A 25,816-nucleotide genomic window follows, 5' to 3' on the forward strand; every position below is an offset into this window, starting at 1 on the left:
ATTTTTTACAAAGTTAAATCTTTTTTAATAAGAAACCCAACCTAATGGATCAACTGGTGTGGTTCCGTTCCATACTTGGAAATCAAGAGTGTAAGAACCGTCAAAATCCTGCCCTACAACACCTACCATTGTTCCTGCAGAAACCTGCTGCCCTTTGGAAACACCTACACTTCCCAGGTTAGAGTAAATAGTGAAGTAACTGCCGTGCTTAACCATTACTGTTTTTGTGCCGTCGCTATTTGCTAAAATAGAAGAAACAGTTCCCGGGAATACAGATTTTGCACGAGTGCCGGAAGGAACAGATATTTTGATACCATTATTTTCTTCCATAATATTTTTGAAAACCGGGTGGGGCTGTCTTCCGAAACGGTGGGTGATTTGTCCTTTATCTACAGGGAATCCCATTCTTCCTCTGTTGTCTGCAAAATTGCTCCCAGCAACTGTTGAAACTCCGAAATTAGTCATTGCCTTAGTTTCAGCAGCCTTTTTCTCATCTTCTTTTCTTTTTGCCAATGCAGCTTCGGCAGCTCTTGCAGCAATTAGTTTATCAGATGCTTCTTTTGCTTTTGCAGCGGCTTCATCGGACGCTTTTTTTGCAGCAACTTTTCTTGCTTCATCTCTTGCGGTGGCTTCATTTCTTGCAGCTTCCTCGCTTCGTTTTCTTTCTTCTTCTGCTCTTTTTGCGGCTAATTCTGCAGTTTTTCTTGCTTCTGCTTCCGCCGCTAACCTTTCTCTCTCCAGCGCTTCTGCTCTTGCTTTATTTTCTGCTTCTATTCTTGCTTTTTCTCTCTCGGCGGCAATTTTTGCCAGACGGATTTTTTCTGCCTCTGCTTTTTTCCTTGCTTCTTCTTCTTCTTTTGCTTTCCTAATTTCTTCTGCAATGATCAGTCTGATTTGGCTTTCCAATGTTTTGGACTGTGATTGTTTTTGCTTTAATTCTGCAGTTAATTTCGTTTCATTCTTCTTAAAGTCGGCTACCAACTGTTCTTTTTGAGCCCTTTCTGCATTAATTGTTGTTAAATCTTTCTGTTGATTTATTAATAAGTTGGCTTTTTCCCTTGCAGAATTTTGCTTTAACGCAATTGATCTTTTGATCTTTGCTGCTGCATTTGTGATTTCTGCGGCTTTTTTGTCTTGATAATCAGAATATTGTTTTAAATATTGAACTCTTCTGATTGCCTCTCCCATATTTTTGGCAGAAAGAATGAAGGTTACTTTATTTTGTACTCCTTTATTTTTGTAGGCATTCACCAAGACTTTGGCATAATTGTCCCTGAGAACTTTCAGCTCCCTGTCTTGGCGGTTAATATCCAATTGACGGAGATAAATTTCGTCTTCAATGAATCGTTTTTCCTTTTGGGTATTGTTATAAACTTTTTCTCTTAATGCTAATTTTTTATTAACATTATCAAGATAAGCCACGGAAAGTTTAGATTCAGTTCTGGTTTTAGCTAAATCTGAATTTATTTGTGCAATTTGTTTTTTAAGTTCGGCATTTTGTTTTTGAAGTTGTTCTTTTTTACCAGTTTGTCCCTGATGTAATCCGAACAATAAAATACCAATTAAAAAGCTAAATTTTTTAATCATTTAATCTCAATTTTCTTGTAACTGGATGGCACGGAATAAGGTGTCTCCATCTTCGAAAAGTCAAATTTCGTATTTTCCAATAAAATTTGACTGTTTTTTGAACCTTTTATAATTATTTTAACATTTTTTGGAAGACGGATTCCATTGATTTCTTCCCAATTGCTGTAAGAGATCTCCAGTTCGTCCGAAGACAAGACGTCTTTTAGATTAACGCTTAATAAATCATAATTGTTATCATATTGCAAAACGGTTTTGTACTCTCTCTTTTTTTCTTCATTTTCAAATTTTTGATTAACATTGGAGGCCATTTTGTAGCCCTGAGCGTTTTTCGTTAAGGTAAACTGTGAGTCGTTTAATTTAACGAAAGTTCTTCCTATCAGAATTTTTTCCAAAGATTTATAATCAATGAAGTTGACATTCAGTAAATTATTTAAATAATCAAAATCTGAATCAATATATGTTTTGCTAGTTTTATCCTGACCTTTGATGCCTTCCGGGGTGGCAATTCCGCGGGCGACATTGATAATGAATGCCTGAAGGTTCATCCATACTTTTTTATCTTTTTCCATATAAATAGTAGCGTCAAGTGTAGGAATGAAGCTTCCTGTTTCTACATTGACTTTGCTATTGATCTTAATTTGCTCAAACTGAGGAGGTACAAGTACATGCTCAAAAAAAGGCAGCTTATTTCGTATCGGGTCATTGACATCTTTAGGATTGCTGTCATCTTCCAAAACAAAGGTGCTGTCTATTTTGATTGTATTGTCTCTGTCTTTTTTTCTGTGTGCATTTCTCGTTTTACAAGAAGTGACCACACAAAGCAATAATAGTACTATGATACAGTTTCTCATGTATTTACCTTTTCAATTTTAAAAAAATATGGTGCAATATTAACGCCAAACCACACAAAACATTTTGTGTGGTCTGAATATATTTTATTTAAGTTAAATATTTTCTGGTCTAAATTTTATTTAGACAAAAAATCCAAAACTGAATAATCTCCTAAAGAAATTTCTCTTGCTACGCCGAAATACTGAGCAGAATTTCCAATCATCGAGTTAGAAAGATTTCCGTGATTGATTCTTGTATTCTCTTGTATTAGAGAGTTTTCGATATTTGAATTTATAATAATTGTATTATTCCCCAAAGAAACTCCAGGTCCAACTTTCGAGTTTGATATCTTCACATTTTCCCCGATAAAACAAGGCTGGATAATTAAAGAATTTTCAATTTGAGCAGAAGCTGGAAATTGTGACATTTCTTCTTTTTCGTACTCCAAAATTTTGCTGTTGGTCTCCACTGTTGCGTTTTTGTTTCCGCAATCCATCCAGTCGTTCACCTTTCCTAAAGTGAATTTTGCGCCTTTCGCTCTAATATTTTCTAGTGCTGTTGTTAATTGATATTCACCACCATTTTTAATATCATTATCCATGATATAATTGATTTCGTCCATCAATTTTTCTGCGCTGTTGAAATAATAAATTCCGATAATCGCCAAGTCTGAAACGAAAGTTGTCGGTTTTTCGACGAAATCCGTAATGAAACCGTAATTATCCAATCTCACCACTCCGAAAGCTGAAGGATCTTCTACGCTTTTCACCCAAATGACACCATCTGAATTTTTATCTAATTGAAAATCAGCTCTGAATAATGTATCTGCGAAAGCAATTACCACATCACCCGTCATCGACTGTTCTGCGCATTTGATTGCGTGAGCCGTTCCCAGAGGATCGTTCTGATAGTAGATGCTTCCTTTTGCTCCTAATTTTTCAGCAATCTGAATAAGAGATTTTTCAATCTCCGGACCAAAATCTCCGATAATAAAAGCTACTTCTTCAATTTCTTCACCTGCAACTTTAGCAATATCTTCTACCAATCTCTGTACGATAGGTTTTCCAGCGATAGGAATAAGAGGTTTTGGAACCGTCAATGTATGTGGGCGTAATCTGGAACCACGTCCAGCCATAGGAACAATAATTTTCATAAATTATATATATGTATGTTTTTTTGTTAGTTTTAATATTATGGTTAAAGATAATAATTAAAATCATAGTTGTTGCATATGATTTATATCTTTAGGTATTGCTGCATTAAAATAGGATTGATCATTAGCAAAACCGATACCAACTTTAATTTCTTTTGATTTTTGAGAGGATCATGTTTTTTTCGGAGTAAATTAAAATTCCAGCATAAAGTAGGAATAGTAAATTTCCGATCCATAAATTATAATCAAAAAACTCGACAATTACATAGCTGAAAACAGCTAAAAGGATGATGAAAAAAGAAATTTTCTTCATTCTGTAAGGAATTGGATAGTATTTTTGACCCAACCAATAAGAAAGGATCATCATTAAAAAATAAGCTGCCAAAGTTACCCACGCAGAAACCATAAAACCGTATGTTTTTAACAATGCAAAATTTAAAATAATAGTAAGAATTGCACCTGCCCAAGATATATAAGTTCCAACTCTGGTCCTGTCGGTTACTTTGTACCATGTTGAAAGGTTATAATAAATTCCGAAAAATAAATTAGCGATAACAATGATCGGGATAATATTAATTGCGATCCAGTAGGAGCTATTCGGAACTAATAAAAGTTTAAGCCAAGATACATTTGCAATAATTCCTAAAGCAACGACTGATGCAAAAAAAGAGAAATACTCAGTTACTTTTGCATAGGTAGCCTTTGCATTTTCATTTTGCATTTGTTTAAAGAAAAAAGGTTCGATTCCCATTCGGTAAGCGGTTACGAAAAGCGTCATTAAAACTGCCATTTTATAACAGCCACCATAAGCTCCTGCATCAGAATCTTCAATTAAAAATCTTTGAATGAATTTATCAAAATTTTCATTAACCATAAATGCTAAACCAGCAATCATAATCGGCCATGAATATTTAATCATTTGAAGAAAAAGATCTTTTGAAAACTGTAGTTTTACCTTTAAAATAATAGGAACAACTAATAAAACTCCAAGAAAGCTAGCTGCTAAATTGCTGTAAAAAGGATAAGAAACTTTTTCCTTTAAACCTAATTTTAAAGAAAATTCTTGCGGAATATATAGGAATAATGCAATCGCAAAAGCACTTTGGAAAATTGCTTGTATGACTCTAATTGCTGTATATTTTATAGGTCTGTTATGAAATCTGAACCAGGCTAAAGGCATCACAAGAATATTATCAAAGAAAGCAATCCATGCAAACCATCGAATGAATTCTGGCGTGTTGGAATAATCAAAAACATCTGCAATTGGCTGGTTAAATAATAAAACTGATATTAAAAAAACAGTTGATAAACCAGTTAAAAACCAAAAAGATGTGTTGAAAACTTTTTGCTCATTTTCTTTATCAGATGAAAATCTAAAGTAAGCTGTTTCAAAACCGAAAGAAAGGATAATATTAACAAACGATATCAAAGCATAAAGATTTGTAAAGATCGCAAATGCACTATTGTCGATATTTTTAATAAATAAATAATTAAGCAATACAACAATTATCCTCGGCATAATTGCCCCAATTCCATATATAATTGTCTCGTTGAGAAGTTTTTTCAAAATGTGAGATTTTTTCTGCAAATGTAAATATTTAGAAATTGATTTTTTATCAACGACATTAAAATTCATTCATAAACCTTAATTTTGTGTTTAATAGAAGTTAGAGATTAGAAGTTAGAAATTAGTGATCAGCATGATGCCTTATTTATAATGTATAATTTTAAAACTAACTTCTAATCTCTAACATCTAATTTCTAAGTAAAAAATGAAGACCTTAATCAAAAATGTAAAAATCGTCAACGAAGGAAAGATCGTTGAAGGCGATATTTTAATTGAAAATGATTTAATTTCCAAAATAGATTCTCAAATTTCTGTAGAAGCAGACCAAGTTATAGATGGTGAAGGAAAATATCTTTTGCCAGGAGTGATTGACGATCAGGTGCATTTCCGTGAACCGGGTTTGACTCATAAAGGTGAAATCGAAACCGAATCCCGTGCTGCCATTGCAGGGGGAACGACAAGTTTTATCGATCAACCCAACACGGTTCCGAATGCTGTAACTCAGGAGTTATTGGCGGATAAATATGAAATTGCTTCTCAGAAAGCCTACGCAAATTATGGTTTCATGATGGGCGGAACGAATGATAATCTGGAAGAAGTCTTAAAAACAAATCCAAGAAATGTTCCCGGAATTAAATTATTTCTAGGTTCTTCCACAGGAAATATGTTGGTCGACAATCCTGAAACTTTGGAAAATATTTTCAGCAATACAAAAATGTTGATCGCGGTTCACTGCGAAGATGAAGCAACCATTAAAGCCAATACTCAAAAATATATGGATGAATATGGTGAAGATATTCCTGTGAAATTCCACCATTTGATCCGAAGTGAAGAGGCTTGTTATAAATCTTCTTCAAAAGCAATTGAGTTGGCAAAGAAAACAGGAGCAAGACTTCACGTTTTCCATTTATCAACAGCGAAAGAAACGGAATTGTTCAGAAATGATATTCCTTTAAAAGATAAAAAAATTACGGCAGAAGTTTGTGTTCATCACTTGACTTTCACGAATGAAGATTATGAAACAAGAGGTGGATTAATCAAGTGGAATCCTGCTGTAAAAACGCAAAAAGACAAAGATGGGCTTTGGGAAGCATTGTTGGACGACAGAATTGATGTGATTGCAACGGATCACGCGCCTCACACTTGGGAGGAAAAGCAAAATGTGTATACAAAATGTCCTTCCGGAGCGCCTTTGGTACAACATTCTTTGGTTGTAATGCTAGAAAATTATAAAAACGGAAAAATTTCTTTAGAAAAAATCGTTGAAAAAATGTCTCACAATCCTGCAATTCTTTTCAGAATTGAGAAAAGAGGTTTCGTGAGAGAAGGTTACAAAGCAGACTTAGTTTTGGTTGATCTAAATGAAAACTGGACGGTTGAAAAAGAAAATCTTCTTTATAAATGCGGCTGGAGTCCGTTGGAAGGAATGAATTTCCATTCTAAAGTAACCCATACTTTTGTGAACGGAAATCTTGTTTTCGAAAACGGAAAAATTAATGAACAAAAATTCGGAGAACGTTTGCTTTTTGAAGTTAATAATTAAATATAATTTTTTCGGTAGTGAGACACTTCCTTCCCATCCTTCGTCCTAAAATAAATCTATTTACTATCAACCTATTTTAAGATGAATCAGGTTTTTGAATTATCTTGCGGGGTATAATCCATAAAGATACCGCCATCTATATTCACAGATTTTACTTTTTTCTTAATAGGAATCGTAAGCATGGTTTGCTTCTGATCTTTCTCCCAAAGCGAAGGTGAAAAATGAAGCTTTTCCACTGTGCCATCTTCATAGTTCAATGCAGCATCAAAAGGTATTGCAAAACCTCCTACGTTGTCGATGTTTACGATTAGAAGATCATTCATCTGCGAAATATTAGATATCTTTAGGTCTATATAATTGTTGGTATAGAACCAATTATTGAAAAACCAGTTCAGATTTTTTCCTGATCCCGTGTTCATAGAATTAAAATAATCCCATGGAATTGGATGTTTCCCATTCCAGTTATTCATATAATGATGAAGAGCTTTTTTAAAAAGATCATCCCCTAATAAATCTTTTAAAGCTAAATAAGATAAGGAAGCCTTCACATAAGAATTGTTTCCGTATCCCGCTCCGCTTACCTGTGTACTCATCGTAATAATCGGTTGATCTTGTTCTGTTGACGGGTCATTAATCCACTTTTTTACCCTGAAATTTTTGTAAAACTCTTTCGCTTTTGCTTCACCGTTTTCATCAATTCCGATTAAATATTCCAACGTTGTTGCCCAACCTTCATCCATAAAAGCATAACGCGTCTCGTTGATTCCCATGTAAAAAGGAAAATAAGTGTGCGCAATCTCGTGATCTGCCGTTAATCTTGCATCTTGAAAATCATCAGGAATACTTGTATCATTAATCATCATTGGATATTCCATATCTGCAAATCCCTGAATTGCCGTCATCGCATTATAAGGATATTCCACTCCAGGCCAGTTTTTTGAAAACCAATCGAGATTGTATTGCATCCATTCAACATAATGTTCAAAATCTTTTGCATCAGGCTTATATCCTGCTTGTACGCTTGCTCTTTTTGTTTTTAACTGAACACTTGCAGCATCCCAAACGTAATGATTGCTCAATGCAAAACAGAAATCTGTGATATTGTTGGCTTTAAATTTCCAGACGTTCCATTTATTTGGTTTTGTTACTTTTCCGGACTTCATGTCGTGTTCCGTCGCAACGTGAATTACTTTATCGCTTTTTAATGAAGATCTGTATCTTTTTAAATATTCGGATTGAAGAACATTTTCAGGATTCAGGAAATCTCCTGTTGCCCAAACTACATAATTTTTCGGAGCTGAAATCGCGAAACTATAATCATTAAAATCATTATAAAACTCCTGTCTGTCGGAATGCGGAAGCATATCCCAACCATTGTAATCGTCATAAACAGAAACTCTCGGGAAAGAATATGCCACGTAGAAAGTTTCAGGATCAATCTGTCCTTCTCTTCCACTTTGTACTGATAATGGATATTCCCATTCTATTTTTATTTCGGCTTTTGTTTTAGATTTTAAAGCAGAATTTAATTTTACCTTTTCCACTGTTCCCCAACCTTCGCTGTCAACGTTATATTTTTCACCATTTACAATAAATGATTTAATATGTAAACCTGAAGAAAGAAAATCTTTGGAAACGACTCCCGATCTTGGAGCCTGAGGTTTGTGTAAATTATTGACGAATCTTATCGCCAGTTCGTTCAGATCATTTGGGCTGCTATTGGTGTAAACAATCGTTTCTTTTCCAGAAACAACCTTCGAACTCGCATCTACCTTCACCTCAACATTATAAACCCCTTTGTTCTGCCAATAATTTTTTCCCGGAGCGCCCGATAAGTCACGCGTTCCGTTTTCGTATGCTTTTTTAATATTTCTCGGCATATACAGCTCCTGTGCAGAAAATTGCCATGAAGCCAAAAGCAATAACCCAAAAACCAATCTTTTCATTAAAATTATTCCTTATTAAACTTAAATTCTCTTCCGCCCTGATTAAAAGTAATCGTCTTTTTATCCTGACTGAAAGTCATCGAAATCTGCGCCTCTTCAAACGTAAATGTATTGTTTCCCGTATATTCAAGTGCAATTTCCGGCTGACCGGTTGCTTGTGCGTACAACTTATTATTTTTTTCAGAGAAAGTAATTTTTATAGGAATATCTTTATTTCCATAAGTTCCTGTGAAATCTTTAGGATTGATTGTTTCCACATATTTTGCATCAGCAGAAGACCATGTATTATTTTGAAGATTCGCATCAGGAATTTGAGAATTTGGATCTAGTTTTACCTGCTGGATTTCCTTGTTCGACTCTAATTTAAATGTCCATTCCGTATTTCTTTTCCAAACTTCGATCGGCAGCTTTACAATCTTTTCCGTTCCGTCTTTAAATTTCACCTGAACTGTCGTCGGCATCGGCAACTGACCAATATTTTCCACCGTAATTTGCGCTCCGTTTTTGAAATCTCCGTTTACATATCTCACGTTTTTCACAGATTGATCGATTTTCCATTTGTTGATAAACCAACCTCTCCAGAACCAGTTCAGTTCTTCACCTGAAACATTTTCCATTGTGTGGAAAAAATCCCATGGTGTTGGATGTTTGAAAGCCCAACGGTTAATATATGTTCTGAATGCCTTATCAAATTTTTCAGGTCCAAGAATCGATTCTCTTAACATTTGTAATCCCATTCCCGGCTTGAAATATGCTAAAACACTAATGCTGCTTTCCTTCATATTATCGGGACCAACCATGATCGGTTCAAAACCGTCATTCATGATGTAGCCACCCATCTGAGCAATATTTTTCTTATCATAATATTCACCGTTATTGAAAGCTTCCGTTGAAAGCTCGTTGATAAATGTGTTGAAACCTTCATCCATCCATGCAAACAATCTTTCATTAGAACCGACAATCATAGGAAACCAATTGTGTCCAAATTCATGATCGGTAACGCCCCAAAGTTCGCTTCCTTTGGAATCCATATTACAGAAAACGATTCCCGGATATTCCATTCCCCCTTCGTTTCCGGCAACGTTGGTTGCAGCAGGATACGTATATTCATACCATTTCCCTGAATAATGCTCTATTGCAGCTTTTGTATATTCCGTAGATCTTCCCCAAGCTTTTTCACCAGCACTTTCGGCAGGATAAGCTGAAATTGCTAAAGATTTTTTACCACTCGGAAGATTAATTCTCGCCGCATCTAAAATAAACGCCGAAGATGATGCCCAGGCAAAATCCCTTGCTTGCTTGATTTTAAATTTCCAGGTTTTAGTACCTGTTTGTGAATTTTTTCCAATCTCAGATTCTGAATGAATCGTTATAGTTTTATCACTACTCTTAGCCTGTTCCCAACGGTTGTTTTCTTCTTTTGAATAAACTTCTTTAGTGTTTAATAATTCTCCGGAAGCCACAACGTAATGATTGGCAGGAACGGTAATATTAGCTGTAATATCTCCGTATTCTAAATAAAATTCGGATGCACCAACATAAGGCAAAGTATTCCAACCCATGACATCATCGTAAACGCACATTCTCGGATACCATTGAGCTATTGTAAAGATTTTCCCGTTTTTCGTATCCTGAATTCCCATTCTGTCGGAGCCATATTTTGGAGAAAGGAAAGAATATTCAATTTTAATTTTTGCTACGCCTCCCTGAGCTTTCAGTTCAGATGGAAGATCAATCTGCATTCTGGTATCGGTGATGGTATATTTTACATCTTTACCGTCATATTTTACGGATTTTATTCTGTAGCCGCCATCAAATTCTTCACCATGCGCTCCGTTTCGACTTCCTGACATTGGAACGACAGCATTTCCTCTTGAATCTTTAGCAAATAAATTTTGATCCAGTTGCAACCATAAAAATCCTAATTTATCCGGACTGTTATTGGTATACGTGATTTCTGCTGTTCCCGTTAGCTCATTTTTAACTTCATTAAGACTTACATTCAGATTATAACTCGCAGAATTTTGCCAGTATGTATGTCCCGGCTGTCCGCTTGCAGATCTTGTCGATGTGCCTGTTTGTGCATAAAAAAATGGCTTAAAAGCTTCTACATAATCATATTTAGGAGCTTCCTGAGCCAATGCTGCTGATGAAAAAAACATCACCGCAAGAACAGAAATGAGAGTGGGAAGTTTGAAATTCATATTACAATTTTTAATTAACAAAGTAAACAAAAATAAGACTTTCCTGAACAGAAAAATCTTACGCATCGATTTTATATTGTTAAATTATCTCAATCTTCTCTTACTGAAAGGAAATGTTTGTAAAATCTTTTTCGGAAACTGACAATTCACTTCAAGTTTTCCTATTTTGATGATTGGCATATCTTAAACCACAAAAGCAACAAAAGATTTTAACAATTTAGTTATCTCAAGTTGATTATCTTAAAGGTTAAAATTTAATTAATTTGATTTTTTAGCTTTAATCATTGCTTCCAAAGCATCCCACATTTCCTGTGGAATATCTTCCAGCATATTGAATTCACCTGCACCCTGTAGCCATTCTCCACCATCAATTGTTACCACTTCGCCATTCATATAAGCTGAATAATCGGAAACAAGATAAGCGGCAAGATTTGCCAATTCCTGATGTTCTCCGACTCTTCTCAACGGAACTTTTTTCCTCATATCAAATTTTTCCTGAAGATTTCCTGGTAGTAATCTGTCCCAAGCACCTTTCGTTGGGAAAGGTCCCGGAGCTATAGCATTGAATCGAATCCCATATTTTGCCCATTCAACAGCCAGAGATCTTGTCATGGCCAAAACTCCTGCTTTTGCACAAGCGGATGGAACGACGTAAGCAGAACCTGTCCAAGAATAAGTTGTTACGATGTTTAAAACTGTTCCCGGAGTTTTAGAATCTATCCAATGTTTCCCGATGGAAAGTGTACAGTTTTTTGTTCCTTTCAACACAATATCCAAAATGGAATCAAATGCAGAATGTGTTAGTCTTTCTGTGGGAGAAATGAAATTTCCGGCTGCGTTATTTAATAGAATATCTATTTTTCCAAATTCTTTTAAAGTTGCTTCTTTCATGGCTTCAACTTCATCCCAGTTTCTTACATCACATGCGACACAAAGAACTTTACCTCCAGTTTGTTCTTCTAATTCTTTTGCTGTTTCCTGCAGTTTTTCAATATTTCTTGATGTAATTACTACTTTGGAGCCTAGTTGAAGAAAATATTTGGTCATTGCTTTACCAAGACCACTTCCGCCTCCTGTAACAATGGCCACTTTATCTTTCAATGCACCTTCACGAAGCATGGGTTGTGTATAAAGATTCATATTTTTTTGTTTTTAGTAAAAATAAGCTTTTAAGTTATGTAATGAGTTATAATTAATATGCGCAAAATAATTTTGTTAGATATTTTAGGCTTCGGCGGCAAAGCCGCCGAAGCCTAAATAAAATAAACTGTAAAAACATTTAAAATTAATTAATCTGAGTTCGGAATAAGCATTACTAACAGAAAATCATTAATTTATATTTAGTACTTTCATTTCTTGCTCAACTTTTTGATTTTCAGGATAGAAAAATGGTTATAAACCAGAAATAATGATGTCATCTAAAGATCTGAAAGCGAAAGATTTATTAAGTTAAAGTTTTGATTTACAGTAATTAAACTAAATTTCCGCTTATGTTTTGTGCTAATAAAATTACTGAAGTTTTCTCCAAAGTTGAAGATCTTTGTAAAGAATTATCCTGGTTTGGGAAACATCTATTGTTTTTACGTTTTAAACTTCATATTTTTACCAACAACAAAAGCGGAATCATTGATTGTATGGTTACTGCCGAAAATGTAGATGATAGAAATCCATTGCAATGTAAAAATTTCGCCAAAAAGCTTTATGAGAAGTTGTTTTGAGACAAAGAATATATCTCAAAAGAGCTTTTTTCAAATTCTTTTTCTCAGAGTATTCATCTGGTTACAAAGTCTAAAAAGAAACGGAAACAAAACCTTTAACTCCAATGTTCGATGCTTACATGCTGTGCAAAAGAGCTAATGTGGAGACTATTTTTGACCAGCTTAAAAATATTTGCCAGGTGGAACACTCCAGATACAGAAGTGTTGCCAATTACTTTAATACTATTTTTTTTGCATTGATAACATATAATTTCATGGATAAGAAGCCGTCCCTGAAAAACAATTTTGTTGATACCAAACAACTTTATTTATTTCAATAATTATATTGAACTCATGTTAAGTGTTTGAATTTCAAAAACTTAATATGAATAAAATATATAAAATTAAGATTCTGCAAACCCGTTTTTAATGGCGAAAACGGCCAAGCCGACACGTGTTTTCAGATCCAGTTTGTCACAAAGCTGATCCCTGTAGCTTTCTACAGTTCTTGGGCTGCAGCACATTTTGTCGGCGATTTCCTTATAGCTGAGTTCTGTTACGGTGTATTTCAAAAACTCTCTTTCGCGATCGGAAATTCTGATACTGTTGGCGGTTTCTTCATTATTCATATTCGAAAAAATGATTTTTGAAGCCCATTCCGGATAGAAAAATCCATCGTTATTGAGTTTTGTTAAAGCGTTTTCAAGCTCTTTCGGATGCGTGTTTTTCAGTAAATATCCTTTTGCTCCGTTTTTAATCATTTTGATGACGCTTTTATCGTCGCCCTGCATACTCAGAGCCATTACTTTAATATTGGGATGATGTTCTTTAAGCCAGAGTACGGTTTCAAAACCATCCATGATAGGCATACTGATATCCATTAAAATAATATCTGGAATTTTGCTGTTGTTTTGGAATTTCTGGATGAGGTCTTTACCGTTTTCGGCAACGTAGATGACTTCGAATTCTTTAAAATTATCAATAATTCCTTCAAGCGCTTTTGCGATAAGTACGTGATCATCAACAATCACTATCGTTTTTTTCATGGCTGTCTTTTTAAAATAATATTGAGCGTGGTTCCCAGATTTTCCTGACTTTCAAGGCTGAAATCTGCCCCGATGATCTTGGCTCTGTTTTTCATATTGGTAAGGCCGATCCCGTTTGATTTTATATTGGATTTATCGAACCCTACGCCGTCATCTTTAATATTCAGTTCCCAAAGTGATTCCTCAGAAGTGTTCAGATTAATGAAAATATTCTTGCAGTTGGCATGTTTTATACTGTTCTGAATAAATTCCTGAGTAATCCTAAGGAGAACATTTTTGTGGACAAATCCCAGATTAAGCTGTTTAAAATTATGTTCAAAGCTTACCTGGCATTTTTTGAAGGCATTGGTATTGTCTACTTCTTCCTGTATTAAAGTTACGATTTCCTTTTGATTTATATTATCGTCAGTTAAAGTTTTTGAAAGACTCCTCAGATCTTGTAAGGACTGATTGATGATCTGTGACACCTGATCGATTGTTTCGTTTACCTCCGGGACCTTATTTTCATATAAAAGCTGTTGGGTGTAAAGGCTTACAAGGGTCAGTTTTTGTCCGATATTATCATGAAGTTCACGTCCGATCTGCTGCATGGTGGCCTGTTGAATTTCCAATTGGGTGGCGAGAAGCTCACGCTTATGAATTTCGTTTTTTACCTCAATTTCATTGAGATATTCCTTTTTGCGTTGTTTATATTTTCGGATATAAACCATGACGGCAGCCACAAACAACACAAAAAATATGTTGAAAAGAATGATTGTTACTAAGAGCTCTGTTTTCCCCATATGAATGAAATTGAAAATAATGAATACATAACAATCGCCGAAATTAAGAAATATGCAAAATAAATATTGTAAATCTCTCTGTAAGGCTTAAGCAGCTCAAAAAATGTCCAAAACGGCAATGTTCCAATATAGAACAGGGTTACTCCCAAATTAATGTAAAACATCCTGTTCTTATCAAAATCAAGAATATTGGAAGAATTAATCTGTTTGTAATATTCCATAACCACCAAAATCATTAAAATAAGGCATCCCAAAGTATAATTGAGTGAAAACATGACTTTATCATAAGTAAAAATGAATTCGCTGGGAATAAATGAGAGGAGATATATAAATGATAATGTGAAAAAAAGTTTTGATCTATTAAACGATTTTGCAGCATATAGCCAGTAAAAAAATATAAATTCGATTGGGATTACAAAATAATTATAGAATGCCTGTTTATTGTATTCTACAAAATATCCACCCCATTTACCAATGGCTTCTGATACAAAAATGAAAATCAAATAAAACACAAAATACTTCCAATATTCATTTTTTATTCGATGATAGTATAAGAGAGAAACTACAGCGGCGATACCTTCGCTCCAAAACATTAACTCTTGTACAATTCTTTGGAAATCGGCCATTTTGTGTTTATTTTAATTATAAATATGGTTTTTAAAATGATTCAGTCTTTGTGCTGTCAGGCGGAACAAGATTCCCGTGATTTTGAGAAATAATTTTCCCTTCCAGATGTGAGGTTTTAACGGATGCCATGGCCAGAAATTTTCCATCATTAGCAGAGCTTAAAGGGTTAAAATCGTACGGCAGCATTTCTCCGTTTTCATCTTCAATTTTCATGGTAGGCACCATTACTAAAGTATGTTTTTCGGCATATTCTAGACCGATCGATGTGCCTGACATGATATCCCAGTTGTCAGCTTTCGGATAGGCTGCGTAATAAAATCTTATTCCCAAATCCTTGGAAGGAATCCCCGGATGGTTTTTCTGAGTTTTAGCTTCAATATCAGAAATAAACTTTTTCAATGTAGCCAAATCAAAATGGATAGAATGGGCATCATCGATTCCTAATTTGTCTTTTACAAATACCAGATGGTTTTTTCTGTAGTTGTTTACCAAAGTTTGGATAAACTCACAAGTCATGGTGCTTGGCACTGAGATAGTCTCTAGCGTGTCAATGTCTAAGTTAGGTTTTGTTTTCATAGAGCTAGTTTTTTATAGTATGCTGTTAGTTTGTTCTACAAATTTCGTAAAATTTTCATGTTAAATATCACGTTTTTTCACCATTTATTTACCGTGTTTTTACGGATTGTGATTTTTAATTAAAATTATCAGGAATTTGAATGGGTTTTATTAAAAAAATAAGTGCCGCAGATTTCTCTACAGCACTTACTTACAAAAATAATATATATGAAAAAACTACTTATTGTTCAGTAGGTCTGAAAACCAAACCTGTTTCCTCAAAATAATCCAAAGTGATTCTGTCGCCGTCATTCACATTTCCAGCTAAAATCTCTCTTGATAATTTATTTAAAACTTCCTGTTGAATAACTCTCTTCAACGGTCTTGCTCCGAAAGCAGGGTCGTATCCTTTATTCATCAGATAATCTACAGCATCCTGAGTTGCTGTCATAATGATATTTCGTTTTGCCAACATATCATTGAATCCTCTCAACTGGTATGTCACAATTTTTCCGATTTCCTTTTTTCTCAAAGGCTGGAACAATACCACCTCATCAATTCTGTTTAAGAATTCCGGACGTAAAGTTTGTTTCAATAAATCGAAAACCTCATCTTTTGTTTTATCAACAATTTCATCCTGATTTTCATCAGTAATATTTTCAAAATTTTCCTGAATAAGGTGCGAACCTAAATTCGAAGTCATAATGATAATCGAGTTCTTGAAATTCACGACTCTACCTTTATTATCCGTCAAACGACCGTCATCCAAAACCTGTAACAACGTGTTGAAAACATCAGGATGTGCTTTTTCAATTTCATCCAAAAGTACCACAGAATAAGGTCTTCTTCGTACCGCTTCGGTCAACTGACCACCTTCATCATAACCCACATATCCAGGAGGCGCACCCACCAATCTCGAAACACTATGACGTTCCTGATATTCACTCATATCAATTCTCGTCATATTGTTTTCATCATCGAATAAAAACTCGGCTAATGCTTTTGCCAACTCGGTTTTTCCGACGCCGGTGGTTCCTAAGAATAAGAACGAACCGATTGGTTTTTTGTCGTCACTTAATCCCGCTCTGTTTCTTCGGATGGCATCTGCAACAGCTGTGATCGCTTCATCTTGACCAACAACTCTGTGGTGCAATTCGGTTTCAAGACTTAATAATTTTTCTCTTTCGGATTGAAGGAGTTTTGTAACAGGAATTCCTGTCCATTTTGCAATCACTTCAGAGATGTTTTCAGAAGTTACTTCCTCTTTAATCAATTCATTCTGATGATTTTGCATCTCTATTTCCAGTTTGGAAAGCTCTTCTTCTTTTTCACGAAGCTTTCCATATTGAATTTCTGCTACCTTTGCATAATCTCCTGCTCTTGAAGCTCTTTCTGCTTCTAATTTCAGAGATTCTATATCTTTTTTAATCTGTGTTAAATCCTCAGATTTTTGTTTTTCTTTCAACCATTTAGCATTGATTTCATTTCTTTGCTCAGAAATTTTTGCAATGTCTTCTTTTAAATGGTCGATTTTCGTCTGATTTCCCTCTCTTGAAATCGCAGCCAATTCAATTTCCATCTGCATCAGCTTTCTGTCTAAAACATCCAGTTCTTCGGGTTTTGAATTGATTTCCATTCTTAATTTCGCAGAAGCTTCATCAATCAAGTCAATCGCTTTATCGGGTAAAAATCTGTCCGAAATATATCGTTGAGACATTTCCACCGCTGCAATAATCGCCTCATCTTTGATTCTTACTTTGTGATGCGCTTCATATTTATCTTTAATTCCACGAAGAATGGAAATGGCTGATTCAGTATCTGGTTCTTCAACCATCACTTTCTGGAAACGTCTTTCCAACGCTTTATCTTTTTCAAAATATTTTTGATATTCATTTAAAGTCGTTGCACCGATAGCTCTTAATTCACCTCTTGCTAAAGCTGGTTTCAAAATATTCGCTGCATCCATCGCGCCTTCACCGCCTCCGGCTCCCACCAAAGTATGGATTTCGTCGATGAAAAGAATGATTTGTCCATCTGATTTGATGACTTCATTTACTACGGATTTCAAACGCTCTTCAAACTCACCTTTGTATTTGGCACCAGCGATCAAAGCTCCCATATCCAATGAATATAAAGTCTTATCCATCAGGTTTTCAGGAACGTCGCCACTGATAATTCTGTGGGCAATTCCTTCAGCGATAGCAGTTTTACCAACACCGGGTTCACCGATTAGAATAGGATTATTTTTTGTTCTTCTTGAAAGAATTTGCAAAACTCTTCGGATTTCTTCATCACGACCGATTACCGGATCCAGTTTTCCTTCTGCTGCTAATTCGTTGAAGTTTTTAGCATATTTATTTAAGGATTGATACGTTTCTTCTGAACTTGCAGAAGTTGCTTTCGAGCCTTTTCTCAACTCTTTAATTCCACCCTCAAGAAGATTTTTTGTAACGCCCATATCTTTCAGCATTTTAGAAACTTCCGAATTTGTTTCTAGAAGGGAAAGCCATAAATGTTCGATCGTTACATATTCATCACCCATTTTTTTAGCGATGTTGGGTGCATCAAGCAAAACTTTATTTGCCGATTGTGAAAGATAAATATTTCCTCCCTGTACTTTAGGAAGCTTTTCTAAATTTTCACGGTTGCGCTCTCTTACCAAAGCAGCATCTGCTTCAGATTTTTTTAATAAGAAAGGCGATATATTTTCGTCTACCTGGAAAATTCCTTCCAGTAAATGTTGAGGTTCAATCTGTTGGTTGCCAAATTCCATTGCTACTTGTTGCGCTGCCTGGATGGCTTCCTGTGATTTTACAGTATATTGGTTTAAGTTCATATTTTGTATATTTTTGATTCTAATTTTTTGGTTTTCACTTTTAGATTTTAGACATCAGATTTCAGACCATACGAGTCAAATACATATTAATTTTCTAATTCAAAGTTCTAATTTCTGATGCCCTCGATCTTATTTAATCATTTAATTCTGACCGGTATACCGCAAAAACTGTTCAATTGTTGAATTTTTAAAAAAGACAGACAAATTTTCCGAATTATATATTTTTAGCGGATTTTAAAAAGACAAATTTTCCGAATATGATGGACAGGTTTCAAAATATCGGAATAACAGTCATATTAATTCCAGGCACTTTCTTTACAAAAAATCATTCACTGAAAAATCAGGATATTAAATCAAAATAATTACTTTTGCGATTATCAGATGGAGTTAAAAGAAAAACAAAAGAAAATATTAGACGTTGCCGTAGAACTTTTCAAAGAGAAAGGGTATATGGGCAGCTCTGTGAGAGATTTGGCAACGAAACTCAATATTAAGGCAGCTTCCTTATATGCACACATCCGTTCGAAGGAAGAAATTCTGGAATGGATTTGTTTTGGTATCGCTCAGGAATTTTTCGATGAACTTCAGGAGGTAAAAAGCACCAATATTCCGCCAAAGGAAAAACTTAATCTTTTTATTGATAAACATTTATCGGTTGTTCTTAAAAACCGTGACGTTACTCATATTTATTCCAACGAATGGAAACATTTGGAAGAAAGATTACCAGAATTTGTAGAATTAAGAAAAAATTATCAACAGGAAGTGGAAAATTTAATTTCTGAAATTTACAAAGCGGAAAATTGGGAATTAAGATCTTCCGCTTTTACTACAAGATTTATTTTGCATACTTTAAACAATTCCTATTTTTGGTTTAAGAGAAATATCGAATCAGGTTCTGAAATTACCGATGAAATAAGGGATAAAATTCTTTTTGGATTATTGGGAAATCAGAAGAGTAATTAATTCATTTTGTTTAACCAAAGTTATCCGAAGTGTTTGTCATTCCACTGGAATCTCTACAGCTACAACGAAAACTTCGCTTAGATTTCATGTTCCATTTGGTTCGTTCTGAATGATAAATTCAACATAAAATCTGCCTTAAACTCAATCTAAATCTTAACCTCAACTATTTAGAATTATTCAAAATATGATGAAAGTCATAAAAATTTTGCCATGTTCCAAAATCTTTTTAAATTTACACCTAACAAATGTTAGTTAGTTATGGATTTTGATGTTGAATATCTAAAGCTCGATCAATTGAGACAGCTTCAATCTGAGCGATTGGCGAAATTGGTAGACTATCTTGGGGAGAAGTCGGAATTTTATAAAGAAAAATTTAATAAATCAGGAATATCTCCACAAGATATAAGGTCGATCGAAGATATTACGAAACTTCCGATTACTTACAAACAGGATTTGAGAGACAATTACCCGTTCGGATTATTCACGGTTCCAAAAAATGAACTACAGAGAATTCATTGTTCAAGCGGAACGACAGGAAAACCTACGGTGGTAGGATATACAAAAGAAGATGTTGATTTATTCAGCGAAGTAGTGGCGAGATCTTTGAACGCAGCCGGAGCAAAACCGGGGATGCAGTTGCACAACGCTTATGGTTATGGGATTTTCACAGGCGGATTGGGATTACATTACGGAGCAGAAAAATTAGGAATGAGCGTTCTGCCGATTTCAGGAGGAATGACTTCAAGACAAGTCGATTTAATTATAGATTTTCAACCTGAAGTTCTCTGCTGTTCGCCATCTTATGCTTTAACATTAGCTGATGAATTTGCAAAACGAGGGATTTCCGCTGACGAAATCAGTTTAAAATATGCGGTTTTAGGTTCAGAGCCCTGGACAGAATTGATCAGACATCATATCGAAGAAAGATTGGGCGTTCATGCAACCAATATTTATGGCTTGAGTGAAATTATCGGTCCCGGAGTTTCAATGGAAGATTTCGAGGAAAAAGGAGGAGCTTACATTTGGGAAGATCATTTTTATCCTGAAATTTTAGATCCGGTTACCAAAGAACCTGTTCCTTTTGGTGAAGAAGGAGTTTTGGTAATCACGACTTTAACTAAAAAAGCAATGCCGCTGTTACGTTATTGGACAAACGATATTACAAGTCTTTATTATGATGAAAGTGGTAAAAGAACAATGGTGAAAATGAAACCAATTCTTGGGAGAACCGATGATATGCTGATTGTAAGAGGAGTAAATGTCTATCCAAGTCAGATTGAAGAAGCGTTTTCCCATGTGGAAGGAGTGGTTCCGAACTATTATTTAACTCCGATTGAAAAAGAACAAATGTGTGTTGCTTTGGATATTGATGTTGAAATTGATGATGATTTGATCGCTTCTAAAAATTTAAATCAAAATACCGACGATTATGCTATTTTTGTCGGAAACTTTGGAAAAAGCATCGAAAACGAGATTAAAAAGAGGGTAGGAATTACTACAAAAGTGAAAATCCACGCTCAAGACAGTCTTCCGAAATGTGAAGGCGGAAAAATTAACAGAATACTTAAAAAATAAATGAATTCATTTTATAAATTAAAAACCGTAAAGGTTCAGAAAGATACGACGGATGCCGTAAATGTAGCTGTTGAAATTCCTGAGGAACTGAAAGATAAATTCAGATTCAAGCAGGGACAGTATCTTAATTTCCGAATGATGATCGACGGAAATGAAGAGAGACGTTCTTACTCAATCTGTAATGCGCCAAGTGAAAAAAGCAACACGCTGGAAGTTTTGGTAAAATTATTGGAAAACGGGAAAGTTTCAGGTTATTTCAACGAGCATCTTCACATGGATGAAATTCTTGAAGTAATGCCTCCAATGGGTGGTTTCAACACTTCTTATCACCCGACAAACGTAAAAACTTACGTTGGTTTGGCAGCAGGAAGCGGAATTTCTCCGGTTTTATCGAATATTAAAGAAAGTCTTTATCAGGAACCAAATTCAAACGCTTATTTGTTCTACAGCAACAGAAGCATGAATCATGTGATGAAAAAGGCTGAAATCGATAAATTGGTTGAAACTTTTAACGGAAGACTGAAAGTTGTTTATTTAGTAAGCCGTGAAAAACATGAAGACCCGATTTTTGAAGGTAGAATTTCTCCTGAAAAATTAGATTTACTGTTCGAAAGATATGCTGATATTGATGTAAAAGAATCTACTTATTTCATTTGCGGACCTTCAGAAATGATTAAAGGAATCGCAGATTATTTAAAGAAAGATAAAAAAGTACCTGCCATTCAGGTTTTATTTGAATATTTCACTGCTCCTGACGAAGAAAATACGGAGGAAATGAGCGACGAATTCAAAGCCATTGCGAATATCGAAAGTATGGTAACGGTAATCATCGACGATGATGAATATTCTTTCCACCTGAATTCAAAAAAAGAGAGTATCTTAGATAAAGCATTGAAAGACAATCTTCCTGTGCCTTTCGCTTGTAAAGGAGGAGTTTGTTGTACGTGTAAAGCCGAAGTTTTGGAAGGTGAAGTTTTCATGGAAAAAAATTATGCGCTTACCGAAGAAGAAGTAGCCAGAGGTTACGTTCTTACCTGTCAATGTCACCCGACAACGAATGTGGTGATGCTTAATTATGATGTTTAAATCAGTTTGAAAATGTGCTAATTTGGAAATTTGAAAATGGCTAACCGCTTATTTTCACAAGTTCAAATTAATTTTCAAATTAACTAATTCTCAAATTTTCAAATTTAAAAAGATGGACTTAGAAAAATTTGTACAATACGTACATGACGAAAATAAAGTAGAACCAAAAGACGTAATGCCCGATGATTACAGAAAACTATTGGTTCGTCAGATTTCACAGCACGCACATTCTGAAATTGTCGGAATGCTGCCGGAAGCCAACTGGATTTCCAGAGCGCCTTCATTGAGAAGAAAAATGGCTCTTTTGGCTAAAGTTCAGGATGAAGCAGGCCACGGTTTATACCTTTATTCTGCAACTGAAACATTAGGAAACGGAACTATCAGAGCAGACAGAGATGCAACTTACGACGATATGCTGGAAGGAAAAGCGAAATACTCAAGTATTTTCAACTATCCGACGTTGAGTTGGGCAGATATCGGAGCAATTGGCTGGTTGGTTGATGGTGCTGCAATCATGAATCAGGTAATGTTGATGGGAAATTCTTATGGTCCTTATTCAAGAGCGATGGTGAAAATCTGTAAAGAAGAATCTTTTCACCAAAGACAGGGCTACGAGATTTTGATGGCACTTTGCCGTGGTACAAAACAGCAGAAAGAAATGGCGCAGGCTTCGTTAAACCGTTTCTGGTGGCCGGCTTTAATGATGTTTGGTCCGAATGACGACAGTTCGCCAAACTCTAAAATTTCTATGAATTACAGGGTTAAAAGAGAGAGTAACGACAGTCTTCGTCAGAGATTTATCGATGTTACGGTTTCTCAGGCTGAATTTTTAGGATTAACAATTCCAGATAAAGATTTAAAATGGAATGAAGAAAGACAACATTACGATTTCGGAGAACTTCCATGGGATGAATTTATGGAAATCTTAAAAGGAAACGGCCCAGCCAACAAAAAGCGTATCGAAACCAAGAGAAAAGCACAAAGAGAAAATTCTTGGGTTAAAGAAGCGGCGGCAGCTTTTGCGGAAAAACAGGAAAAAATTTCAATATAACAATATACCGATGTAAAAATGTAGCAATTCAATTGTCATTCTGAGCAAAGCGAAGAATCTCATTATTGTTAAACTGGTACATTGATACATTGTTAAATTTAATTTTATTTATGGCAAATTTAGATATGTGGGAAGTGTTTATTCAGACTAAACCGGGATTATCTCACAAACACGTTGGAATAGTACAGGCACCAACAGCAGAAATGGCTTTGCAGAACGCAAGAGACGTTTATACAAGAAGAAAAGAAGGAACTTCTGTTTGGGTGGTTCCAAGTAAATATATTGTGACTTCAGAAGGAATTGATAAAGAAGCTTTCTTTGATCCGGCTGATGACAAATTGTACCGTCATCCGACGTTCTACGATATTCCTAACGATGTAAAAAATATGTAATTAATAAAAGACTTCAAGATGTGAGATATCAGATAATAGACTTATTGTCAATCTGAAATCTAGTGTCTGAAATCTGAAATCTACTAAACAATGAACCCATTATATAATTATTTATTAAAACTAGCGGACGACAGTTTCATTATGGGACAACGTTTGTCTGCGTGGTGCGGTGAAGGTCCTTATTTAGAGGAAGATATTGCATTAACAAATATCGCTTTGGATGAACTTGGACAGGCAAATAACTTTTACGTATATGCCTCAAGAGTGATTGACAATGGTAAAAGTGAAGATGATTTAGCATTTTTAAGATATGAACACGAATATGTAAACGCACACTGGACAGAACTTCCTAATGAAGATTATGCACAGACGATTCTTAAAGTGTATGTTTTCGCAGTGTATCAGAAATTGATGTATGAGGCATTATCAAATTCTGCGAATGAAGAACTTTCTGCCATCGCTCAGAAATCGTTGAAAGAAGTAAGATATCATTACACTCACGCTGCTTCCTGGATGAAAATCTTCGCTCAGGGAACGGAGGAAAGTAAATCCCGTTTGGTAAAAGCGATTGAAAATATCTGGGAATATACAAAAGGTTTATTCGCAAAAACAGAAGGAGAAGATGATTTGGTAGCTTTAAATATCGCTCCGAATACAGATGCTCTTTATGAAGAATTTTTAGCGATTACTCAGAAAGATTTTGAAGGTTTCGGTTTAGAATATCCTACAAATCCTTTCATGCAGCCAAAATCAAGAACAGGTTATCATACAGAATATTTTGGATATATTCTTTGTGAATTGCAGTATATGCAGAGAGCGTATCCTGGTTGTACGTGGTAAAAAATCAATGAATTAATTTGAAAATGTGCTAATTTGAAAATGGCAATCCACCTATAATTTTCAAATTATCCAAATTTTCAAATTTTCAAATTAATTATGAAAAATCCTTTAGAAATATTAGAACTCGTTCCCGATCCGGAAATTCCGGTAATCAACATCGTGGAATTAGGTATTGTAAGAGAAGCAAAAGTTACCAGCGAGAATTCTTGTGAAGTAACCATTACGCCGACTTATTCTGCCTGTCCCGCTATGTTTACCATTGAGGAAGATATCATAAAGATTATGAAAGAAAATGGTTGGGAAGCGAAAGTAGTCACTAAAATGTTTCCGATTTGGACAACAGATTGGTTGACGGATGAAGCAAGAGAAAAACTTCGTGTTTACGGAATCACACCTCCCGAAAAAGGAGCAGATGAACATCATATCGGGAAACCGAAAAAATGTCCGCGTTGTGGTTCTATGAATTCAAAGCAGATCAGTAGATTCGGGTCTACATTATGCAAGGCTTCGTATCAGTGTTTAGACTGTTTAGAGCCTTTTGACTATTTTAAATGTCATTAAAATTAATTTAGCAATGTATCAGTGTAAGAGTTTACCAATATGTTCAGTATGACATATAATTATTACATTGTTAGAATAATAAATTGTTACATTATGAGTAAATTAGTACATTGTTAAATTAAAAAAAATAATACTATGTATACACAACTTGATATTGAAACGCATTTTGACGGAAAACTGAAAATTGCCTACCTGAATCAGCCAGAAACCATGAACGCGCTTACAAAGCCATCTTTATCAGATCTAAAAGATTTTATTAAAGAATGCAGCGAAGATCCAACGGTAAGATGTGTTGCGATTTCGGGAAGAGGAAGAGCTTTTTGTTCCGGTCAAAATTTGGATGATGCGTTTGTTCAAGGAAACGAGCATCATGATAACGACATTATCAGAAAGATTGTAGTAGATTATTACAATCCTTTGGTTACGGAAATTACACGTTGCAAAAAACCTGTAGTTGCATTGGTAAACGGTCCTGCAGTAGGAGCTGGGGCAATGTTGGCTTTAATTTCTGACTTCGTTTTAGCGGTTGATAAATCATATTTTGCACAGGCGTTTTCGAATATCGGATTGATTCCTGATACGGGCGGAACATATTTCCTGCCGAAATTATTAGGAAGACAATTGGCAAACTATTTAGCATTTACGGGTAAGAAATTATCTGCGGAAGAAGCAAAATCTTATGGTTTGGTTGCTGAAGTTTTCTCTGAGGAAGAATTCGCTTCTAAATCATTGGAAATTTTAGAGAAAACATCAAATATGCCAACTGCTGCAATTAAATTAACCAAAAAAGCGTTCGCTGCTTCTTACAATAATACGCTGAAAGAGCAATTGGAATTAGAAGGAGATTTACAACAGGAAGCTGCAGAAACAGAAGATTTTAAAGAAGGTGTAAGTGCCTTTTTAGGAAAAAGAAAACCTAATTATAAAGGAAAATAAAATTATAGAATTTAGAAATTAGAGGTTAGAAATTAGCA

Annotated in this window: 23 protein-coding genes; 11 read left to right on the forward strand and 12 right to left on the reverse strand. The window is 35.0% G+C overall.

Features of this window, described 5'->3' with window-relative positions; all coding sequences use genetic code 11:
- Positions 1 to 24 precede the first annotated feature (24 nt).
- The 4 genes from BW926_RS07160 to BW926_RS07175 all read right to left on the reverse strand — a co-directional run bounded on the left by BW926_RS07160 (position 25) and on the right by BW926_RS07175 (position 5,138).
- Positions 25 to 1,587, reverse strand: a complete 1,563-nt coding sequence (locus BW926_RS07160; protein ID WP_076445636.1) for a peptidoglycan DD-metalloendopeptidase family protein — start codon at positions 1,585 to 1,587, stop codon at positions 25 to 27.
- Positions 1,584 to 2,438, reverse strand: coding sequence for a lipoprotein insertase outer membrane protein LolB1 (locus tag BW926_RS07165; protein ID WP_076445638.1), 855 nt, complete (start codon positions 2,436 to 2,438; stop codon positions 1,584 to 1,586). The genes BW926_RS07160 and BW926_RS07165 overlap by 4 nt, the downstream gene beginning before the upstream one ends.
- A 116-nt stretch (positions 2,439 to 2,554) precedes the next feature.
- Entirely contained in the window at positions 2,555 to 3,571 is a 1,017-nt protein-coding gene (locus BW926_RS07170) for a sugar phosphate nucleotidyltransferase (RefSeq protein WP_076445640.1), read from the reverse strand.
- A gap of 145 nt (positions 3,572 to 3,716) precedes the next feature.
- Positions 3,717 to 5,138, reverse strand: coding sequence for a lipopolysaccharide biosynthesis protein (locus tag BW926_RS07175; protein WP_076445778.1), 1,422 nt, complete (start codon positions 5,136 to 5,138; stop codon positions 3,717 to 3,719).
- Between the two features lie 205 nt (positions 5,139 to 5,343).
- On the opposite strand from BW926_RS07175, the gene BW926_RS07180 reads away from it, so the two are divergent.
- Entirely contained in the window at positions 5,344 to 6,681 is a 1,338-nt protein-coding gene (locus tag BW926_RS07180) for a dihydroorotase (protein ID WP_076445642.1), read from the forward strand.
- Between the two features lie 86 nt (positions 6,682 to 6,767).
- Here BW926_RS07180 and BW926_RS07185 read toward each other — a convergent pair whose 3' ends face one another.
- From BW926_RS07185 to BW926_RS07195, 3 genes are all read right to left on the reverse strand, one after another.
- A complete protein-coding gene (locus BW926_RS07185) occupies positions 6,768 to 8,627 on the reverse strand; it encodes a M1 family metallopeptidase (protein WP_076445644.1) in 1,860 nt (619 codons plus the stop codon).
- A 5-nt stretch (positions 8,628 to 8,632) separates the two neighbouring features.
- Positions 8,633 to 10,831, reverse strand: a complete 2,199-nt coding sequence (locus tag BW926_RS07190; protein ID WP_076445646.1) for a M1 family metallopeptidase — start codon at positions 10,829 to 10,831, stop codon at positions 8,633 to 8,635.
- 258 nt (positions 10,832 to 11,089) lie between these two features.
- Positions 11,090 to 11,971, reverse strand: a complete 882-nt coding sequence (locus tag BW926_RS07195; RefSeq protein WP_076445648.1) for an SDR family oxidoreductase — start codon at positions 11,969 to 11,971, stop codon at positions 11,090 to 11,092.
- A 350-nt stretch (positions 11,972 to 12,321) separates the two neighbouring features.
- On the opposite strand from BW926_RS07195, the gene BW926_RS14635 reads away from it, so the two are divergent.
- Together BW926_RS14635 and BW926_RS14735 are read left to right on the forward strand one after the other, a co-directional pair.
- A complete protein-coding gene (locus tag BW926_RS14635; RefSeq protein WP_076445650.1) occupies positions 12,322 to 12,549 on the forward strand; it encodes a transposase in 228 nt (75 codons plus the stop codon).
- Positions 12,550 to 12,653: 104 nt separating this feature from the next.
- Positions 12,654 to 12,869: a transposase gene (locus tag BW926_RS14735; protein WP_076445652.1), complete on the forward strand. Its 216-nt coding sequence runs from the start codon at positions 12,654 to 12,656 to the stop codon at positions 12,867 to 12,869.
- Between the two features lie 63 nt (positions 12,870 to 12,932).
- Here the strand turns inward: BW926_RS14735 and BW926_RS07210 are convergent, their stop codons facing one another.
- From BW926_RS07210 to clpB, 5 genes are all read right to left on the reverse strand, one after another.
- Positions 12,933 to 13,574, reverse strand: coding sequence for a response regulator transcription factor (locus BW926_RS07210; RefSeq protein ID WP_076445654.1), 642 nt, complete (start codon positions 13,572 to 13,574; stop codon positions 12,933 to 12,935).
- Positions 13,571 to 14,356, reverse strand: coding sequence for a sensor histidine kinase (locus tag BW926_RS07215; RefSeq protein ID WP_076445656.1), 786 nt, complete (start codon positions 14,354 to 14,356; stop codon positions 13,571 to 13,573). The genes BW926_RS07210 and BW926_RS07215 overlap by 4 nt, the downstream gene beginning before the upstream one ends.
- Positions 14,335 to 14,982, reverse strand: coding sequence for a hypothetical protein (locus BW926_RS07220; protein WP_076445658.1), 648 nt, complete (start codon positions 14,980 to 14,982; stop codon positions 14,335 to 14,337). Before BW926_RS07220 ends, BW926_RS07215 begins: the two co-directional genes overlap by 22 nt.
- 31 nt (positions 14,983 to 15,013) lie before the next feature.
- A complete protein-coding gene (locus BW926_RS07225; RefSeq protein WP_076445660.1) occupies positions 15,014 to 15,559 on the reverse strand; it encodes a hypothetical protein in 546 nt (181 codons plus the stop codon).
- Positions 15,560 to 15,779: 220 nt separating this feature from the next.
- Complete coding sequence (gene clpB / locus BW926_RS07230) at positions 15,780 to 18,374, reverse strand: ATP-dependent chaperone ClpB (protein ID WP_076445662.1); 2,595 nt, start codon at positions 18,372 to 18,374, stop codon at positions 15,780 to 15,782.
- A gap of 381 nt (positions 18,375 to 18,755) precedes the next feature.
- Here clpB and BW926_RS07235 point away from each other — a divergent pair, with 381 nt between their 5' ends.
- The 8 genes from BW926_RS07235 (at position 18,756) to BW926_RS07270 (ending at position 25,778) form a co-directional block, all read left to right on the forward strand.
- Positions 18,756 to 19,337 carry a TetR/AcrR family transcriptional regulator gene (locus tag BW926_RS07235; RefSeq protein ID WP_076445664.1) on the forward strand — a complete coding sequence of 194 codons (582 nt, stop codon included), beginning with the start codon at positions 18,756 to 18,758 and terminating at the stop codon, positions 19,335 to 19,337.
- Between the two features lie 258 nt (positions 19,338 to 19,595).
- Entirely contained in the window at positions 19,596 to 20,912 is a 1,317-nt protein-coding gene (locus BW926_RS07240; protein ID WP_076445667.1) for a phenylacetate--CoA ligase family protein, read from the forward strand.
- A complete protein-coding gene (locus tag BW926_RS07245; RefSeq protein ID WP_076445670.1) occupies positions 20,913 to 21,998 on the forward strand; it encodes a 2Fe-2S iron-sulfur cluster-binding protein in 1,086 nt (361 codons plus the stop codon).
- A 112-nt stretch (positions 21,999 to 22,110) separates the two neighbouring features.
- Positions 22,111 to 23,049, forward strand: a complete 939-nt coding sequence (paaA, locus tag BW926_RS07250; protein ID WP_076445673.1) for a 1,2-phenylacetyl-CoA epoxidase subunit PaaA — start codon at positions 22,111 to 22,113, stop codon at positions 23,047 to 23,049.
- Positions 23,050 to 23,159: 110 nt separating this feature from the next.
- Complete coding sequence (gene paaB / locus BW926_RS07255; protein ID WP_034679196.1) at positions 23,160 to 23,441, forward strand: 1,2-phenylacetyl-CoA epoxidase subunit PaaB; 282 nt, start codon at positions 23,160 to 23,162, stop codon at positions 23,439 to 23,441.
- Positions 23,442 to 23,531: 90 nt separating this feature from the next.
- Positions 23,532 to 24,281 carry a 1,2-phenylacetyl-CoA epoxidase subunit PaaC gene (paaC, locus tag BW926_RS07260; RefSeq protein WP_076445676.1) on the forward strand — a complete coding sequence of 250 codons (750 nt, stop codon included), beginning with the start codon at positions 23,532 to 23,534 and terminating at the stop codon, positions 24,279 to 24,281.
- Positions 24,282 to 24,377: 96 nt separating this feature from the next.
- A complete protein-coding gene (gene paaD, locus BW926_RS07265; RefSeq protein WP_076445678.1) occupies positions 24,378 to 24,842 on the forward strand; it encodes a 1,2-phenylacetyl-CoA epoxidase subunit PaaD in 465 nt (154 codons plus the stop codon).
- A 135-nt stretch (positions 24,843 to 24,977) separates the two neighbouring features.
- Positions 24,978 to 25,778 carry an enoyl-CoA hydratase/isomerase family protein gene (locus BW926_RS07270; RefSeq protein ID WP_076445681.1) on the forward strand — a complete coding sequence of 267 codons (801 nt, stop codon included), beginning with the start codon at positions 24,978 to 24,980 and terminating at the stop codon, positions 25,776 to 25,778.
- Positions 25,779 to 25,816 lie beyond the last annotated feature (38 nt).

The organism is Chryseobacterium sp. RU37D (assembly GCF_900156075.1).
Classification (GTDB): domain Bacteria; phylum Bacteroidota; class Bacteroidia; order Flavobacteriales; family Weeksellaceae; genus Chryseobacterium.

What these genes read in the sequence shown, in the direction of transcription:
- BW926_RS07165 (WP_076445638.1), bottom strand. Translation starts at nt 2,438, where the DNA reads ATGAGAAACTGTATCATAGTACTATTATTGCTTTGTGTGGTCACTTCT.
- paaB (WP_034679196.1), top strand. Translation starts at nt 23,160, where the DNA reads ATGGCAAATTTAGATATGTGGGAAGTGTTTATTCAGACTAAACCGGGA.
- BW926_RS07170 (WP_076445640.1), bottom strand. Translation starts at nt 3,571, where the DNA reads ATGAAAATTATTGTTCCTATGGCTGGACGTGGTTCCAGATTACGCCCA.
- paaA (WP_076445673.1), top strand. Translation starts at nt 22,111, where the DNA reads ATGGACTTAGAAAAATTTGTACAATACGTACATGACGAAAATAAAGTA.
- BW926_RS07195 (WP_076445648.1), bottom strand. Translation starts at nt 11,971, where the DNA reads ATGAATCTTTATACACAACCCATGCTTCGTGAAGGTGCATTGAAAGAT.
- clpB (WP_076445662.1), bottom strand. Translation starts at nt 18,374, where the DNA reads ATGAACTTAAACCAATATACTGTAAAATCACAGGAAGCCATCCAGGCA.
- BW926_RS07235 (WP_076445664.1), top strand. Translation starts at nt 18,756, where the DNA reads ATGGAGTTAAAAGAAAAACAAAAGAAAATATTAGACGTTGCCGTAGAA.
- BW926_RS07180 (WP_076445642.1), top strand. Translation starts at nt 5,344, where the DNA reads ATGAAGACCTTAATCAAAAATGTAAAAATCGTCAACGAAGGAAAGATC.
- BW926_RS07210 (WP_076445654.1), bottom strand. Translation starts at nt 13,574, where the DNA reads ATGAAAAAAACGATAGTGATTGTTGATGATCACGTACTTATCGCAAAA.
- BW926_RS07185 (WP_076445644.1), bottom strand. Translation starts at nt 8,627, where the DNA reads ATGAAAAGATTGGTTTTTGGGTTATTGCTTTTGGCTTCATGGCAATTT.
- BW926_RS14635 (WP_076445650.1), top strand. Translation starts at nt 12,322, where the DNA reads ATGTTTTGTGCTAATAAAATTACTGAAGTTTTCTCCAAAGTTGAAGAT.
- BW926_RS07160 (WP_076445636.1), bottom strand. Translation starts at nt 1,587, where the DNA reads ATGATTAAAAAATTTAGCTTTTTAATTGGTATTTTATTGTTCGGATTA.
- BW926_RS14735 (WP_076445652.1), top strand. Translation starts at nt 12,654, where the DNA reads ATGTTCGATGCTTACATGCTGTGCAAAAGAGCTAATGTGGAGACTATT.
- BW926_RS07245 (WP_076445670.1), top strand. Translation starts at nt 20,913, where the DNA reads ATGAATTCATTTTATAAATTAAAAACCGTAAAGGTTCAGAAAGATACG.
- BW926_RS07190 (WP_076445646.1), bottom strand. Translation starts at nt 10,831, where the DNA reads ATGAATTTCAAACTTCCCACTCTCATTTCTGTTCTTGCGGTGATGTTT.
- BW926_RS07270 (WP_076445681.1), top strand. Translation starts at nt 24,978, where the DNA reads ATGTATACACAACTTGATATTGAAACGCATTTTGACGGAAAACTGAAA.
- BW926_RS07220 (WP_076445658.1), bottom strand. Translation starts at nt 14,982, where the DNA reads ATGGCCGATTTCCAAAGAATTGTACAAGAGTTAATGTTTTGGAGCGAA.
- paaD (WP_076445678.1), top strand. Translation starts at nt 24,378, where the DNA reads ATGAAAAATCCTTTAGAAATATTAGAACTCGTTCCCGATCCGGAAATT.
- BW926_RS07225 (WP_076445660.1), bottom strand. Translation starts at nt 15,559, where the DNA reads ATGAAAACAAAACCTAACTTAGACATTGACACGCTAGAGACTATCTCA.
- BW926_RS07215 (WP_076445656.1), bottom strand. Translation starts at nt 14,356, where the DNA reads ATGGGGAAAACAGAGCTCTTAGTAACAATCATTCTTTTCAACATATTT.
- paaC (WP_076445676.1), top strand. Translation starts at nt 23,532, where the DNA reads ATGAACCCATTATATAATTATTTATTAAAACTAGCGGACGACAGTTTC.
- BW926_RS07240 (WP_076445667.1), top strand. Translation starts at nt 19,596, where the DNA reads ATGGATTTTGATGTTGAATATCTAAAGCTCGATCAATTGAGACAGCTT.